At 71.6% G+C, this 13,150-nt stretch carries 14 protein-coding genes and 1 riboswitch; of the genes, 13 read left to right on the top strand and 1 reads right to left on the bottom strand.

Translation table 11 applies throughout. The annotated features are described in order from the left end of the window. The first annotated feature begins 6 nt into the window (after positions 1–6). The 8 genes from J4573_RS35565 to J4573_RS35530 all read left to right on the top strand — a co-directional run bounded on the left by J4573_RS35565 (position 7) and on the right by J4573_RS35530 (position 8,240). Entirely contained in the window at positions 7–1,815 is a 1,809-nt protein-coding gene (locus J4573_RS35565; protein ID WP_208260476.1) for a hypothetical protein, read from the top strand. Positions 1,816–1,947: 132 nt separating this feature from the next. Next, on the top strand, positions 1,948–2,493 hold the full coding sequence (gene def, locus J4573_RS35560; RefSeq protein ID WP_208260475.1) for a peptide deformylase: 546 nt from the start codon (positions 1,948–1,950) through the stop codon (positions 2,491–2,493). A gap of 4 nt (positions 2,494–2,497) precedes the next feature. Then, entirely contained in the window at positions 2,498–3,424 is a 927-nt protein-coding gene (gene fmt / locus J4573_RS35555) for a methionyl-tRNA formyltransferase (protein ID WP_208260474.1), read from the top strand. Continuing rightward, positions 3,424–4,845, top strand: a complete 1,422-nt coding sequence (locus tag J4573_RS35550; RefSeq protein ID WP_208260473.1) for an RsmB/NOP family class I SAM-dependent RNA methyltransferase — start codon at positions 3,424–3,426, stop codon at positions 4,843–4,845. Before fmt ends, J4573_RS35550 begins: the two co-directional genes overlap by 1 nt. Before the next feature lie 37 nt (positions 4,846–4,882). Beyond that, positions 4,883–5,803, top strand: a complete 921-nt coding sequence (locus tag J4573_RS35545) for a PPK2 family polyphosphate kinase (RefSeq protein ID WP_208260472.1) — start codon at positions 4,883–4,885, stop codon at positions 5,801–5,803. A gap of 92 nt (positions 5,804–5,895) precedes the next feature. After that, positions 5,896–6,843, top strand: coding sequence for a phosphatase PAP2 family protein (locus J4573_RS35540; protein WP_208260471.1), 948 nt, complete (start codon positions 5,896–5,898; stop codon positions 6,841–6,843). Positions 6,844–6,855: 12 nt separating this feature from the next. Further along, the gene (gene rpe / locus J4573_RS35535) at positions 6,856–7,539 is read left to right on the top strand and encodes a ribulose-phosphate 3-epimerase (protein ID WP_208260470.1); all 684 of its coding nucleotides are present in this window, start codon (positions 6,856–6,858) and stop codon (positions 7,537–7,539) included. Between the two features lie 17 nt (positions 7,540–7,556). After that, complete coding sequence (locus J4573_RS35530; RefSeq protein WP_243774078.1) at positions 7,557–8,240, top strand: HAD-IA family hydrolase; 684 nt, start codon at positions 7,557–7,559, stop codon at positions 8,238–8,240. 30 nt (positions 8,241–8,270) lie between these two features. Here J4573_RS35530 and J4573_RS35525 read toward each other — a convergent pair whose 3' ends face one another. Further along, positions 8,271–8,687 carry a DoxX family protein gene (locus J4573_RS35525; protein ID WP_208260469.1) on the bottom strand — a complete coding sequence of 139 codons (417 nt, stop codon included), beginning with the start codon at positions 8,685–8,687 and terminating at the stop codon, positions 8,271–8,273. Positions 8,688–8,874: 187 nt separating this feature from the next. After that, positions 8,875–9,005, top strand: a riboswitch (FMN riboswitch). A gap of 80 nt (positions 9,006–9,085) precedes the next feature. On the opposite strand from J4573_RS35525, the gene J4573_RS35520 reads away from it, so the two are divergent. From J4573_RS35520 to hisG, 5 genes are read left to right on the top strand one after another with little or no spacing between them, the layout of a single operon-like run. Beyond that, positions 9,086–9,769, top strand: a complete 684-nt coding sequence (locus J4573_RS35520; protein ID WP_208260468.1) for a riboflavin synthase — start codon at positions 9,086–9,088, stop codon at positions 9,767–9,769. Then, the gene (pnuC, locus tag J4573_RS35515) at positions 9,766–10,416 is read left to right on the top strand and encodes a nicotinamide riboside transporter PnuC (RefSeq protein ID WP_208260467.1); all 651 of its coding nucleotides are present in this window, start codon (positions 9,766–9,768) and stop codon (positions 10,414–10,416) included. Before J4573_RS35520 ends, pnuC begins: the two co-directional genes overlap by 4 nt. Positions 10,417–10,463: 47 nt before the next feature. Continuing rightward, on the top strand, positions 10,464–11,717 hold the full coding sequence (locus tag J4573_RS35510; RefSeq protein WP_243774120.1) for a bifunctional 3,4-dihydroxy-2-butanone-4-phosphate synthase/GTP cyclohydrolase II: 1,254 nt from the start codon (positions 10,464–10,466) through the stop codon (positions 11,715–11,717). Then, positions 11,718–12,230: a 6,7-dimethyl-8-ribityllumazine synthase gene (gene ribH, locus J4573_RS35505; protein WP_208260466.1), complete on the top strand. Its 513-nt coding sequence runs from the start codon at positions 11,718–11,720 to the stop codon at positions 12,228–12,230. A gap of 39 nt (positions 12,231–12,269) precedes the next feature. After that, a complete protein-coding gene (hisG, locus tag J4573_RS35500; RefSeq protein ID WP_208260465.1) occupies positions 12,270–13,145 on the top strand; it encodes an ATP phosphoribosyltransferase in 876 nt (291 codons plus the stop codon). Positions 13,146–13,150: the final 5 nt, after the last annotated feature.

The following is a 13,150-nucleotide window of genomic DNA, read 5'->3' as shown; positions in this document are numbered from 1 at the left end:
TTCCGCGTGGCCGACAACTGGGTGGAGAACCTCGCCGATGACCTGCAGCGATGGGCCGACCGGCGGGACGCGGACTTCGACGCGCAGGGCGCCCTGCTGCTCCTCGATCTCGCGCGCGAGGAGATGGGGCTCGCCGACCCCGCCGAGCTCACCGCCGAGCGCCTGAGCGACCTGCTGCTGAAGGTCTTCCCGGACGCGGTGGTCGCCGGGGCCGACGAGGTCCCCGCGATCCTGGAGACCGCGCACGCGCTGATGGACTTCCTCGGTGACACCGGCGCCGTCCCCGGGGGCCGCGCCGCCGAGTTGCAGGCCGAGCTGGACCGGATCACCCCCGAGTTCACCTCCGTCGTCGAGGAGATGGACACCACCGAGCGGCAGGCCGCCGCCGAGGTGCTGTCGGGGATGATGCAGGCCGACGGCGTCGCCATGAACGACGAGGAGGCCGTCGCCCGCTGGGTCGCGGCGTTCGAGGCGCTGCCCGAGGACGAGCGCTACGCCCGCACCGAGGAGTACCTGCGCCAGGCCGAGGAGCTGGTCGTCCCGCCCGTACGGCTCGCGAGCGACGCCGACCTGGCCGCCGCGGCGCGCGCCTCCGCGCTGACCGCCGACGTCCGCGCGTTCACCGAGTGGACCGGGGAACGGCCCGTCACCGAGTTCGGCGACCTGCACGCCGCCGACGCGGTCGCCGCCACCGAGGCGCTCGGCCTGGCGACGCCGCGCCGCGCCGAGGACGCGCCGGTCGAGGACCAGTCCGACCTGCCTGAGCTGGACCGCCTGTGGTGGGCCGCGATCGAGGCCGAGGTCATGCGGACCGCCAATGGCACGGTCCGGCCCGGGCCCACGCTGGCCGAGCTGACCGGCGCCGACGACGAGAAGGCCCTCGCGGCGTGGCTGAAGGTCTTCGACGCCGCCGCCGTGCCCGAGCACGAGACCGAGGACGGCCTGGACCCGGTCGAGCTGGTCCAGAACGAGCTCACCGGCGTCCTGATCCACCTGTACGAGCAGGAGGCGCCGACCTCCGCCGAGGTCCTGTCGTCGGCCCTCATCGACCACATCGCCGAGGCGTACGAGGTGACCGACCGGCGCGCGGTCGCCGACGGCGCCCGCGAGGCCCTCGCGCTGGAGCTGGACGACCTGGTCCGCTGGGGCGTCGCGCGCCGGGCGGGCGGCACCTACGAGCTGACCCCGCTGGGCGTCTGGGGCGTGCGCGAGCTGCTGCTCGCCGACGGCTTCATGGCCCCGGTGGTGGGCGACCTGGCCGACTCCTCCGCCGAGGACCTGGTGGCCGGGCTGGTCTGGCACCGCCAGGACACCGCCGACGAGGAGATCGCGCTGTGGCTGGAGGACCGCGAGCCGGAGGCCGCCGCGGCCGAGCTGCTCGACGTCATGCGGGCCGGCGGCCCCGGCGCCCGCAACCTCGCCGCCGCCGTGCTGCAGCGGATGGGCGAGGAGATCGCCCCGGTCGTGCGCGGCGCCCAGGACCACCCGCTGGTCCGCCCGTACGCCGCGCTCTGGCTGAACCAGAAGGCCGGCGAGCCCATCGACCTGGACCGCCGCGCGTTCATCTGGATGTTCGTCGACACCGTCGCGGGCATGCTGGAGACCGCCGCCCCGGCCGAGGCCGTCGCGGCGGCCGTGGCGGGCGCGCCCGAGGAGGTCGAGCTCGGCGGCATGATCGACGAGATGTGGCGCTGCGAGCACCCGTCCACGGCCGAGGTCCTGGAGGCGATCGGCGACCACCTGCCCGACAAGGACGTCGCCAAGGCCGCCCGCAAGGCGGCCTACAAAGCCCGTTCCGTCACGCAAGGCGCGTAGGGGCGGCCGGGCCGCCGCTGTGTTGGCCTCCCCGGCCCGCTCCGTCACGCAGGGCGCGTAAGCGCGGCTGAGATCTCCGTAGACTGGGGATTGACACCCAGTGAATGAACCACTGCTCGATCGGAGTCCCCGTTGGCCGTCAAGCCCATCCGCATCTTCGGCGACCCCGTGCTGCGCACCCCGGCCGAGCCGGTGAAGGACTTCGACAAGGAACTGCGCCAGCTCGTCAAGGACCTCACCGACACGATGGTCGACGCGCCCGGCGCGGGCCTGGCCGCCCCCCAGCTCGGCGTGGGCCTGCGGGTGTTCACCTACTACGTGGACGACCGCCTGGGGCACCTGATCAACCCCAGCCTCGACCTGACCGACGAGCAGGAGACCGACGACGAGGGCTGCCTGTCGCTGCCCGGCCTCGCGTTCCCCACGCCGCGCTCGGTCGGCGTCGTCGCCAAGGGCTTCAACCAGCACGGCGAGCCGATCACGCTGGAGGGCACGCACCTGCTGGCCCGCTGCGTCCAGCACGAGACCGACCACCTGGACGGGATCATCTTCATCGACCGGATGGACCCCGAGCAGCGCAAGGCCGCGATGAAGGCCATCCGCGAGGCCGAGTGGTTCGGCGACCCCGCGCCGGTCGTCAAGGACTCTCCGCACCGCACCTTCGGGAAGGCTCTGTAAACCCGTGAAGCTCGTTTTCGCAGGAACTCCGGAGACCTCGGTCCCCGCGCTGGAGGCGCTGCTCGGCTCCGACCACGAGGTCGCCGCCGTGGTCACCCGTCCCGACGCGCCGTCGGGACGGGGACGCAAGCTCGTCGCCAGCCCCGTCGCGCAGCGCGCCGAGGAGGCCGGGGTCGAGGTGCTGAAGCCCGCCAAGGCCAGCGCCCCGGAGTTCCTGGACCGGCTGCGCGAGATCGCGCCCGACGCGTGCCCGGTCGTGGCGTACGGCGCGCTGCTGCGCCCGGCCGCCCTGGAGATCCCGCGGCACGGCTGGATCAACCTGCACTTCTCGCTGCTGCCCGCCTGGCGCGGCGCGGCGCCCGTGCAGCACGCGATCCTGCACGGCGACGACGTCACCGGCGCCGCCACGTTCCTCATCGAGGAGGGCCTGGACACCGGCCCGGTCTACGGCGTGCTGACAGAGCCGATCCTGCCCACTGACACGACCGGCGACCTGCTCGGGCGCCTGGCGATCGCGGGCGCGCGGCTCCTGCTCGACACGATGAACGGGATCGAGGCGGGCGTGCTCGAGGCACGGCCGCAGCCCGACGAGGGCGTGTCGATCGCCTCCAAGCTGAAGCCCGAGGACGCCAAGGTCGACTGGGCCAAGCCCGCGATGCACATCGACCGGCAGATCCGCGCCTGCACGCCCGCCCCCGGCGCCTGGACGACGCTGAACGGCGAACGCGTGAAGCTCGGCCCCGTACGGCCCGCACCCGACGCCGAGGCCCTGGAGCCCGGCGAACTGCGCGCCGGCAAGAAGGAGGTGCTCGTCGGCACCGGGAGCCACCCGGTCGCGCTCGGCGAGCTCCAGCCCCCCGGCAAGCGCCGCATGAACGCCGTGGACTGGACCCGCGGCCACCCGCTCACCGACGAGGACCGCTTCAGCTGATGCCGCCCACCCGAAGCAGGCGAGGGAACCGCGACCACAACCGCCGACCGGGCGGGCCGCGCAACACCGGCCGCCCCGAGGATCTCGTCCGGCGCACCGCGTTCGACGTGATCCGCGCGGTCGAGACGCGCGACGCCTACGCCAACCTGCTGCTGCCGACCCGGCTGCGCGAGCGCGGCCTCACCGGCCGCGACGCCGCGCTGGCGACCGAGCTCACCTACGGCACGCTGCGCGGCCGCGGCACCTACGACGCGGTGCTGGCGCTGTGCAGCGACCGCGAGCTGCGCCGCATCGACGCGCCGCTGCTGGACGTGCTGCGCCTGGGCACCCACCAGCTGCTGGCCACCCGCATCCCGCCGCACGCCGCCGTCGCCACGGCCGTCGAGCTGGCCCGCAGCGTCTCGGGTCCCGGGCAGGCCAAGTTCGCCAACGCGGTGCTGCGCAAGGTCGCGACCCGTGACATGGACGGCTGGCTGGAGATCGTCGCGCCCGAGGGCCAGGGCGACGAGGCCAAGCGGCTGTCGATCGCCTACAGCCACCCGCGCTGGATCGTGTCGGCGATGCGCGACGCCCTCGGCCCCGACCGGGGCGAGATCGGCGCGCTGCTCGCCGCGGACAACGACCGGCCCCGCGTGACGCTGGTCGCCCGGCCCGGACGCGCCACGGTCGAGGAACTGCTGGAGGCGGGCGCCGAGGCCGCCCCCTACTCGCCGTACGCCGCGCTGCTGACCGAGGGCGACCCGGCCGGGATCGCCGCCGTACGCGAGGGGCGCGCGGCCGTTCAGGACGAGGGCAGCCAGCTGGTCGCGCTCGCCCTGGCCAGTGCGCCGATCGAGGGGCGCGACGCGTTCTGGGCCGACCTGTGCGCCGGACCCGGCGGCAAGGCCGGGCTGCTGTCGGCGCTGGCGACCCAGCGGGACGCCCGGCTGCTCGCGTCCGACCTGCAGCCGCACCGGTCCGCGCTGGTCGCCCGCGCCGTCGACGAACGCGCCGGCGTCATCGTCGCCGACGGCGCCGCGCCCGCGTGGAAGCCAGGCTCGTTCGACCGGATCCTGCTCGACGTGCCCTGCACCGGCCTCGGCGCGCTGCGGCGCAGGCCCGAGGCGCGCTGGCGGCGCGGCCCCGAATCGGTCGCCGAGCTCGGGCCGCTGCAGCGCGAGCTGCTCGGGGCGGCGCTGGAGTCGGTCCGGCCGGGCGGCGTGGTCGCGTACGTGACCTGCTCGCCGCACCTGGCCGAGACCCGGGTCGTGGTCGACGACGTCCTGCGCGGCCGCGACGACGTGCAGCGGCTCGACGCGCCCGCCGTCCTGACCGGCGTCGCGCCCGGCCTCGAAGGCGTCGGAGACGGCCCGTACGCGCAGTTCTGGCCGCACCGGCACGGCACCGACGCCATGTTCCTGGCACTTTTGCGACGCTCCTGAACGTTTCACTCCCATGGCCAAGGGTGATCTTTCGGGGATGGGGGCTAAGACGGCTAAGAAGAAGTCGAAGAAGTCGGACGGGTCGAAGAAGGCTGACGCGAAGAAGGCGGACGCCGAGAAGATCTCGTTCGCCGAGGCGCTGCGCTGCCCGCCGGGGCCGGTGGACCTGTCCGAGCTCGACCCGCGCGCCACGTTCGGGGCGATCGGCGACAAGACCGCGACGCGCGAGGCGATGCCGGAGCTCGGCCTGCGCCTGGAGGACCTGCAGGAGCGGCTGTACGCCAACGCCCAGGCGGCCGGGGACCAGCGACGGGTGCTGCTCGTGCTGCAGGGGATGGACACCTCGGGCAAGGGCGGCGTGGTCAAGCACGTCGTCGGCCCGCTCAACCCGTACGGCAGCACGATCAAGTCGTTCAAGTCGCCGACCAAGGAGGAGCTGTCCCACGACTTCCTCTGGCGGATCCGGAACGCCCTGCCCAAGCCCGGTTACCTGGGGGTCTTCGACCGTTCGCACTACGAGGACGTGCTGATCGCGCGCGTGCGCGAGCTCGTGCCACGGCGGGTCTGGTCGCGGCGGTACGCGACGATCAATCGGTTCGAGGAACGGCTCGCCGCCGACGGCTGCACGATCGTGAAGTGCTTCCTGCACATCTCGCCGGAGACGCAGCAGGAACGCCTCATGGCGCGCCTCGATGACCCGGGCAAGCACTGGAAGTACAATCCCTCGGACGTGGACGAGCGGATGCTGTGGCCCGCCTACCAGGAGGCCTACGCCGCCGCGCTGGACAAGTGCAACACCGAGGCCGCGCCCTGGTACGTGATCCCGTCCGACCGGAAGTGGTACCGGAACTACGCGATCATGATGCTGCTGACCGAGGTCTTCGAGGGCCTCGGCCTCGAGTGGCCCAAGGGCGACTTCGACCTGGCGACCGAGAAGGCCCGGGTCGCCGGCTCATAGCCGTGGTGAGGCTCTCGGCGCGGTGAGGCTCCTGGCGTGGCGGCGCTCAGCCGTTGTGACGCTCTGGCCGATGTGATGCTTGACGGGGGATCGTGCTGACCGACTTCATGCGCCTGGTGTCGTTCATCGGGAGTGCAGGCTTCTCCATTCCGTTGCTCGTCATCGTCTTCTGGTGCGTGAGCGCCCGGCTGGGCGCACGGCTGGCCGTGCTCCTGTCCGTCGGGGCGATGCTCAACACGGTGCTGAAGCTGTTCTTTCACGCTCCACGGCCGTTCTGGACCGACCGCTCCATCCACGGGTACGAGGCGCAGTCCTCGTTCGGCATGCCGTCAGGCCACGCGCAGAACTCGGTGGTGGCCTGGGGATTCCTGGCCTCGCAGACGCGGCGCAGGGCGCTGTGGGCGGCGGCGCTGGTGCTCGTGGTGCTGATCGGGGTGTCGCGGATCTACCTGGGCGTTCACTCGATCGGGCAGGTGCTGGCGGGCTGGGCGATCGGGGCGGTCTTCCTGGTCGTCGCGCTGCAACTGGAGCCGATCGTGACGCCCTGGTGGTCGCGCCGGCCGGTGGTGGTGCAGGTCGTTCTGGCGCTGGCGGTGTCGCTGGCGCTGCTCGGGCTGGCCTGGGCGGCGCTGCGGACGCTGGACGACTGGAACTGGCCGGAGACCTGGTCCGAGGCGATCATCGCGGCGGGCGGCGGGGTCAAGCCGCTCAGCATGACGGCGGCGAGCGCGGCCGCGGGCGGGGTCTTCGGCATCATCGCCGGGCTGTCGATCCTCGGGTGGCGCGGCTGGTTCGACAGCGGGGGAGCGGTGTGGCGGCGGCTGGCCCGGATCCCGGTCGGCGGGCTCGGCGCGTTCGTGGTGTACGGGATCGGCCTGTTCATGGGAGACCAGCCGGTGCCGTCGTTCCTGGTGCAGGCGGCGCTCGGCCTGTGGGCCACGGCCGGCGCGCCCGAGGCGTTCGTGCGGCTGGGCCTGGCGCGCCGGGTCCCCCGCGCTGTCACCCGGCCGGGTGAGGCCCTGGCCGAGGTCTCTCAATAGACTCGGGGAATCATGGCTCCGCAGATCTCACCCAGCATCCTGTCCGCCGACTTCGCCAACCTCGCCGGCGACGTCGCGGCCATCTCCGACGTCGCCGACTGGGTGCACGTCGACGTGATGGACAACCACTTCGTGCCCAACCTGACCATCGGCCTGCCGGTGGTCAGGGCGCTGCTGAAGCACAGCCCGCTGCCGCTCGACTGTCACCTGATGATCGAGGACCCGGACCGCTGGGCGCCGCAGTTCGCCGAGGCCGGGGCGCAGAGCGTCACGATCCACGCCGAGGCCGCCAAGGCGCCCATCCGCACGCTGCGGACCATCAGGGCCGCCGGGGCGCGGTCCGGGCTCGCGATCAACCCGGCCACGCCGGTCGAGCCGTACGAGGACATCCTCGGCGAGATCGACATGCTGCTGCTGATGACCGTCGAGCCGGGCTTCGGCGGCCAGAAGTTCCTGGACGTCGTGCTGCCCAAGGTGCGCCGCGCCCGCGAGCTGATCAAGGGCCGGGACCTGCCGGTGTGGCTCCAGGTGGACGGCGGCGTCAGCGCCGAGACCATCGAACGGTGCGCCGAGGCGGGCGCGGACGTGTTCGTGGCGGGCAACGCGGTCTACGGCGCCGAGGACCCGGCCGAGGCCGTTCAGAAGCTGCGGCAGCAGGCCGCCGGGGCCACCTCCGCCGCGGCCTGGTCCGTATGAGCTCCGATCAGCCCGCGATGAGCCCCGATCAGCCCGCGATGAACCCCGATCAGCCCGCGATGAGCCTGCTGCGCTGCGCCGCGGTGCTCTTCGACACCGACGGCACGCTCGTGGACTCCACGCCGCTGATCGAACGGGCGGCGCGGCGGTGGGCGGCCGGGTACGGGATCGACGCCGACGAGTTCCTGGCGGGCTCGCACGGGCGGCGTACCAGCGACCGGATCGCCGAGTTCCTGCCGGCCGACGCCGTCGCGGCCGCGACGGCCGAGCTGGACGGGCTGGAGGCCGAGCTGCTGGACGGCGACGGCGTGGTCGCGCTGCCCGGCGCCGTGGCGCTGCTCGGCGCGATGAACGGGCTGCCCTGGGCCATCGTGACGTCGATGGACCGCGGGCAGCTGGCCGCCCGTACCGAGGTCGCGGGCGTCCCGCTGTCGGCGGTGACCGTCACCGCCGACGACGTGACCCACGGCAAGCCGGACCCGGAGGGCTACCTGCTGGCCGCGCGGCGGCTCGGCGTGCCGCCGGGGGAGTGCGTGGTGATCGAGGACGCCCCGGCGGGCATCGCCGCCGGGCGCGCGGCCGGGGCGACCGTGGTCGCGGTCACCACCAGCCACGCGGCGGACGAGCTGACCGAGGCCGACCTGGTGATCGGCGACCTCAGCGCGGTCACGGCCGTTCCGGAGGGCCTGAAGATCTCCTGACCTGCTCGGCTCAAGGGATCGGGATCGGGATCACGAGATCGAGAAGAGCGGGTCCACGAGGTTGAGCCCGGGGTGGCTCTCGGCGGCGTACAGCACGAAAAGCGCCAGCGCCCCGCCCGTCAGCGACAGGTCCTTGGTGAACTGGATCTGCTCCAGCTGGCGGGCCTGGGCGTCCTCCACGCGCCAGAAGTCGTGGAAGACGAACGCCGTGATCAGCAGGAACGGGACCAGGGCGATCGCCGCGAGGTCGGGCCAGATGCCCAGGATGAGCATGATCGACGCTAGCCCGATGTAGACGCCGGAGACCTGTACGGCGAGCTTGGGCTGCGGGAGCTTCTTGCTGGCCGCGTAGCCGGCCATGGCCTCGGTGGCGGTGAGGTGGCCCATCGCGGCGCCGAGGAAGACGGCGGTGAACAGGATGCGGGCGATGAGAGCGATGACGTCCATGGTGACCTCCAAGCGGATCATCGCTAGAGATCGAATACTTACCCGTATGCCAAGATCGTTGAACGTTGAACGAACGCCGCCGTCGATGATATAACCGAGCGAGCGCTTGGTTGGCCAAATGTGGCCGTGGGCATCCTCACATAGGGCGGGGAATGCATTGCATGGCACACTGGTTGGCAGCAGTGAAACGCGTGCTCCGGGGTCGGTGAAATTCCGAACCGGCGGTGACAGTCCGCGACCCGGCCGAAGCCATCGGCCGGTTGACCCGGTGGAACTCCGGGACCGACGGTTAAAGTCCGGATGGGAGGCAGCGCGCTGTACACCCCTGACCAGGGGTGCTGTGTTTCGTCGTACGTCCCCGGAGCCCCTGTGCAGACGCATATGAGGAGGCCCGGGAGATGTTCACCGGCATCGTCGAGGAGCTCGGCGAGATCGAGGGGATCGAGTCCGCCGCGGACTCAGTGGTCCTTGCGGTCCGCGGTCCGCTCGTGACCCAGGACGCCGTCCACGGCGCCTCGATCGCCGTCAACGGCGTCTGTCTCACGGTGGTCGACGTCAAGGACGAGGTCTTCACCGCCGACGTCATGCGCGAGACCCTCGACAAGTCCAGCCTCGGCGCGCTCGAGCGCGGCTCGCGCGTCAACCTGGAACGCCCCGTCCGGCTGTCCGACCGGCTCGGCGGCCACCTGGTCCAGGGCCACGTCGACGGCGTCGGCACGATCATCTCCCGCGAGCCCGGCGAGCGCTGGGACGTGGTGACCTTCGCGCTCCCCGCGCACCTGGCCCGTTACGTGGTCGACAAGGGCTCGATCACCATCGACGGCATCAGCCTCACCGTGGTCGAGGCCGGCGCGGACCGGTTCAGCGTCGCGCTCATCCCGACCACGCTCTCGCTCACCACGCTCGGCCACAAGAAGCCCGGCGACCCGGTCAACCTCGAGGTCGACGTGGTCGCCAAGTACGTCGAGCGCATGATCGGCGACCGGACCCTCGCCGGTGACCGCCAGATCACTGATGACCGTCAGATCACTGGTGACCGCCAGATCGCCGATGACCGTCAGATCGCCGGTGACCGGTCGTGAACTGGCTCAACGCGAGCTTCGAGCTCTTCGGCGAGCACGTGCTGTGGACCGATCTCATCGGCAACGTGCTCTCCCTCGCCGTGGTCTGGCTGGCCATGCGCAAGACGCTGTGGACCTGGCCGGTCCAGCTCGCCGGCGCGCTCCTGCTGCTGGCCGCCTCGCTGCACGCGCACGTTCCCGGGAACGCTCTCAAGCAGGCCCTCTTCTGCGGCCTGGCCGTCTTCGGCTGGATCGCCTGGACGCAGGGCAAGCGCCACGGTCACGAGCTGCTCGTACGGCAGGCCACCGTGCGCGAACGCGTCGTGCTGCTGGCCGCCCTGGCGATCGGCACCACCGTGGTGGCGCAGCTGTTCATCCACCTGACCTGGCTGAAGGTCGCCTGGTCCCCGTGGGCGAACGCCTACATCTTCGTCGGCAGCGCGGTCGCGACCTTCGCCCAGAGCCGCGCGCTGGTCGACTTCTGGATCATCTGGGTGCTCGTGGACCTGGTCGGCGTGCCGCTGGCCTTCAAGTCGGGACTGTACGTCTCCGGCGCGGTCTACGGGATCTTCTTCGTCATGGTGATGGTCGGGTTCCGCAACTGGCTCCGGGAGTCCCGGGGAGGCCGGAGCGCGGGGAGCCCACGAAACGAGGCGGTGACCGCATGAGCGGCAGCGACAACCTGAGCGGCGGCAGTGTGATCGGCAGCGGCGGTATGAACGGCAGCGGTGTGAACGGCGCCGGCGTGAACGGTGGCGACAATGGGATCTTCGACTCGATCGAGGTCGCGATCGCCGACGTCGCGGCGGGCAAGCCCGTCGTGGTCGTCGACGACGAGGACCGCGAGAACGAGGGCGACATCATCTTCGCGGCGTCCAAGGCGACGCCCGAGCTGCTGGCGTTCACCATCCGCTACACCAGCGGGGTGATCTGCGTGCCGATGGAGGGGGAGGACCTCGACCGGCTGCAGATCCCGCTGATGACCGCGCAGAACTCCGAGAAGATGCGCACCGCGTACACCATCAGCGTGGACGCGCGCGACGGCGTGACCACCGGCATCTCGGCCGCCGACCGGGCCAAGACGATCAAGACGCTGTGCGACTCGGCGACCGAGCCGTACGAGCTGGTGCGGCCCGGCCACATCTTCCCGCTGCGCTACCACCCGGGCGGCGTGCTGCGCCGCCGCGGCCACACCGAGGCCTCCGTCGACCTGGCCCGTCTCGCCGGGCTCACCCCCGCGGGCGTCCTCGCCGAGGTGGTGAACGACGACGGCACCATGGCGCGCCTGCCCGAGCTGCAGGTCTTCGCCAAGGAGCACGGCTTGAAGCTGATCTCCATCGAGCAGCTCGTCGAGTACCGCAAGCGCACCGAGCCGATGGTCGAGCGGGTCGTCGAGACCCGGCTGCCGAACCGCTTCGGTACCTGGCGCGCCGTCGGCTTCTCCAGCGCCATCGACGGCGGCGAGCACATCGCCCTGGTCTACGGCGACCTCGGCGACGGCGAGGACGTGCTGATCCGCGCCCACTCCGAATGCCTCACCGGCGACGTCCTGCACTCCGAGCGCTGCGACTGCGGCACCCAGCTGGACGCCGCCATGGAACGCATCGCCGCCGAAGGCCGCGGCGTCATCCTCTACCTGCGCGGGCACGAGGGCCGCGGCATCGGCCTGCTGGCCAAGCTGAAGGCGTACGCGCTGCAGGACAACGGCTCCGACACCGTCGACGCCAACCTGGAGCTCGGCCTGCCCGCCGACGCGCGCGAGTACTCCAATGCGGCCCAGATGCTGCTCGACCTCGGCGTACGCTCGATCCGCGTGCTCACCAACAACCCGGCCAAGCTCGCGGGCCTGCAGGGCTTCGGTCTCGAGGTGAAGGGCCGGGCGGCCATGCCCGTCGTGGTCACCGAGCACAACCGCCGCTACCTGACGGTCAAGCGGGACCGTCTCGGACACCAGATCGAGGGCCTCTAAGTGAGTGGAGCAGGACGACCCGAGGACAGCACCGTCGACGCCGAGGGCCTGACCCTCGGCATCGCGTGCACCCGCTGGCACGGGCAGATCACCGACACCCTCTTCCAGCGCGCCCTGGACGCCGCCAAGGCCTGCGGCGTGGCCGAACCCACCGCCGTACGGGTCGCCGGCGCCCTGGAGCTGTCGGTCGTGGCCCAGCAACTGGCCAAGACGCACAACGCCGTCGTCGTTCTCGGGGCCGTCATTCGCGGCGAGACCGCCCATTTCGACTACGTGTGCGACTCGGTCACCGCCGGTGTGACCCGGGTCGCCCTGGATGAGGCCACTCCGGTGGGCAACGGGGTACTCACGTGTGACACCATTGAGCAAGCATTGGACCGCAGCGGGCTGCCGGGCAGCCACGAAGACAAGGGATGGGAGGCGACTGTGGCCGCACTCGACACGGCTCTGACCCTGCGAGGTCTGCGGCATCACGGTCACGCCGGGCATCGCGCGGAGCATCTGAGCTCCTGAGCCCGGACACCCGATCCCACCTTCCTGAAAGGCTTCACCGTGCTGTCTCTCGTCCTGCCCAAGGGCTCCCTGGAGAAGGCCACCCTTGAGCTGTTCGACGCCGCCGACCTGACCGTCCGCCGCAGCTCCGACCGCGACTACCGGGCCCAGATCGACGACCCGCGCGTCGCCCGCGTGCGCGTTCTCCGCCCGCAGGAGATCCCCACCTACCTCGAGCAGGGCCTGTTCGACCTCGGCATCACCGGCCGGGACTGGATCACCGAGACCGCTTCCGACGTGGTCAGCCTCGGCGAGCTGAAGTACTCCAAGGCCACCTCCAACCCGGTCCGCGTGATCATGGCGGTGCCGAACGACGCGCCCTGGCAGAAGGTCTCCGACCTGCCCGAGGGCGTCCGGATCTCCACCGAGTTCCCCGCGATGACCGCCCGCTTCCTGGAGAAGCACGGCGTCAAGGCCAAGGTCGTGCCGTCCTACGGCGCCACCGAGGCCAAGGTCCCCGACATCGTCGACGTGATCGTCGACCTGACCGAGACCGGCTCGTCGCTTCGCAAGAACGGCCTGCGCATCCTCGACACGCTCCTCACCAGCTACACCGAGCTGGTCGCCAACCGTGAGGCGTACGAGAACCCCGAGAAGCGCGCCGCCATGGAGGACATCTCGCTGCTCCTCCAGGGCGCCATCCGCGCCCGCGGCAAGACCCTGCTGAAGCTGAACGTGGCCTCCGCCGACCTCCAGGCCGTCCTGGACATCATGCCGTCGATGTCCTCGCCCACCGTCACCTCCCTGGCCGGCGGCGACTCCAACGCGGTCGAGAGCGTCGTCGCCAAGCGCGGCGTCAACACGCTCATCCCGGCGCTCAAGGCCGCCGGTGCCCACGACATCCTCGAGATCCCCATCTCCAAGATCGTTGACTGAGCAGA

The sequence above is a fragment of the Actinomadura barringtoniae genome (genome assembly GCF_017573505.1).
GTDB classification, from domain to species: domain Bacteria; phylum Actinomycetota; class Actinomycetes; order Streptosporangiales; family Streptosporangiaceae; genus Spirillospora; species Spirillospora barringtoniae.
Note: the sequence above shows the minus strand (reverse complement) of the source record. Positions and strands in the feature narration are given on the sequence as shown.

Coding starts and splice junctions, on each gene's coding strand:
- J4573_RS35510 (WP_243774120.1), top strand. CDS start 10,464: ATGAACGGCAGCGGTGTGAACGGCGCCGGCGTGAACGGTGGCGACAAT.
- rpe (WP_208260470.1), top strand. CDS start 6,856: ATGGCTCCGCAGATCTCACCCAGCATCCTGTCCGCCGACTTCGCCAAC.
- J4573_RS35530 (WP_243774078.1), top strand. CDS start 7,557: ATGAGCCCCGATCAGCCCGCGATGAACCCCGATCAGCCCGCGATGAGC.
- J4573_RS35545 (WP_208260472.1), top strand. CDS start 4,883: ATGGGGGCTAAGACGGCTAAGAAGAAGTCGAAGAAGTCGGACGGGTCG.
- J4573_RS35550 (WP_208260473.1), top strand. CDS start 3,424: ATGCCGCCCACCCGAAGCAGGCGAGGGAACCGCGACCACAACCGCCGA.
- J4573_RS35520 (WP_208260468.1), top strand. CDS start 9,086: ATGTTCACCGGCATCGTCGAGGAGCTCGGCGAGATCGAGGGGATCGAG.
- J4573_RS35525 (WP_208260469.1), bottom strand. CDS start 8,687: ATGGACGTCATCGCTCTCATCGCCCGCATCCTGTTCACCGCCGTCTTC.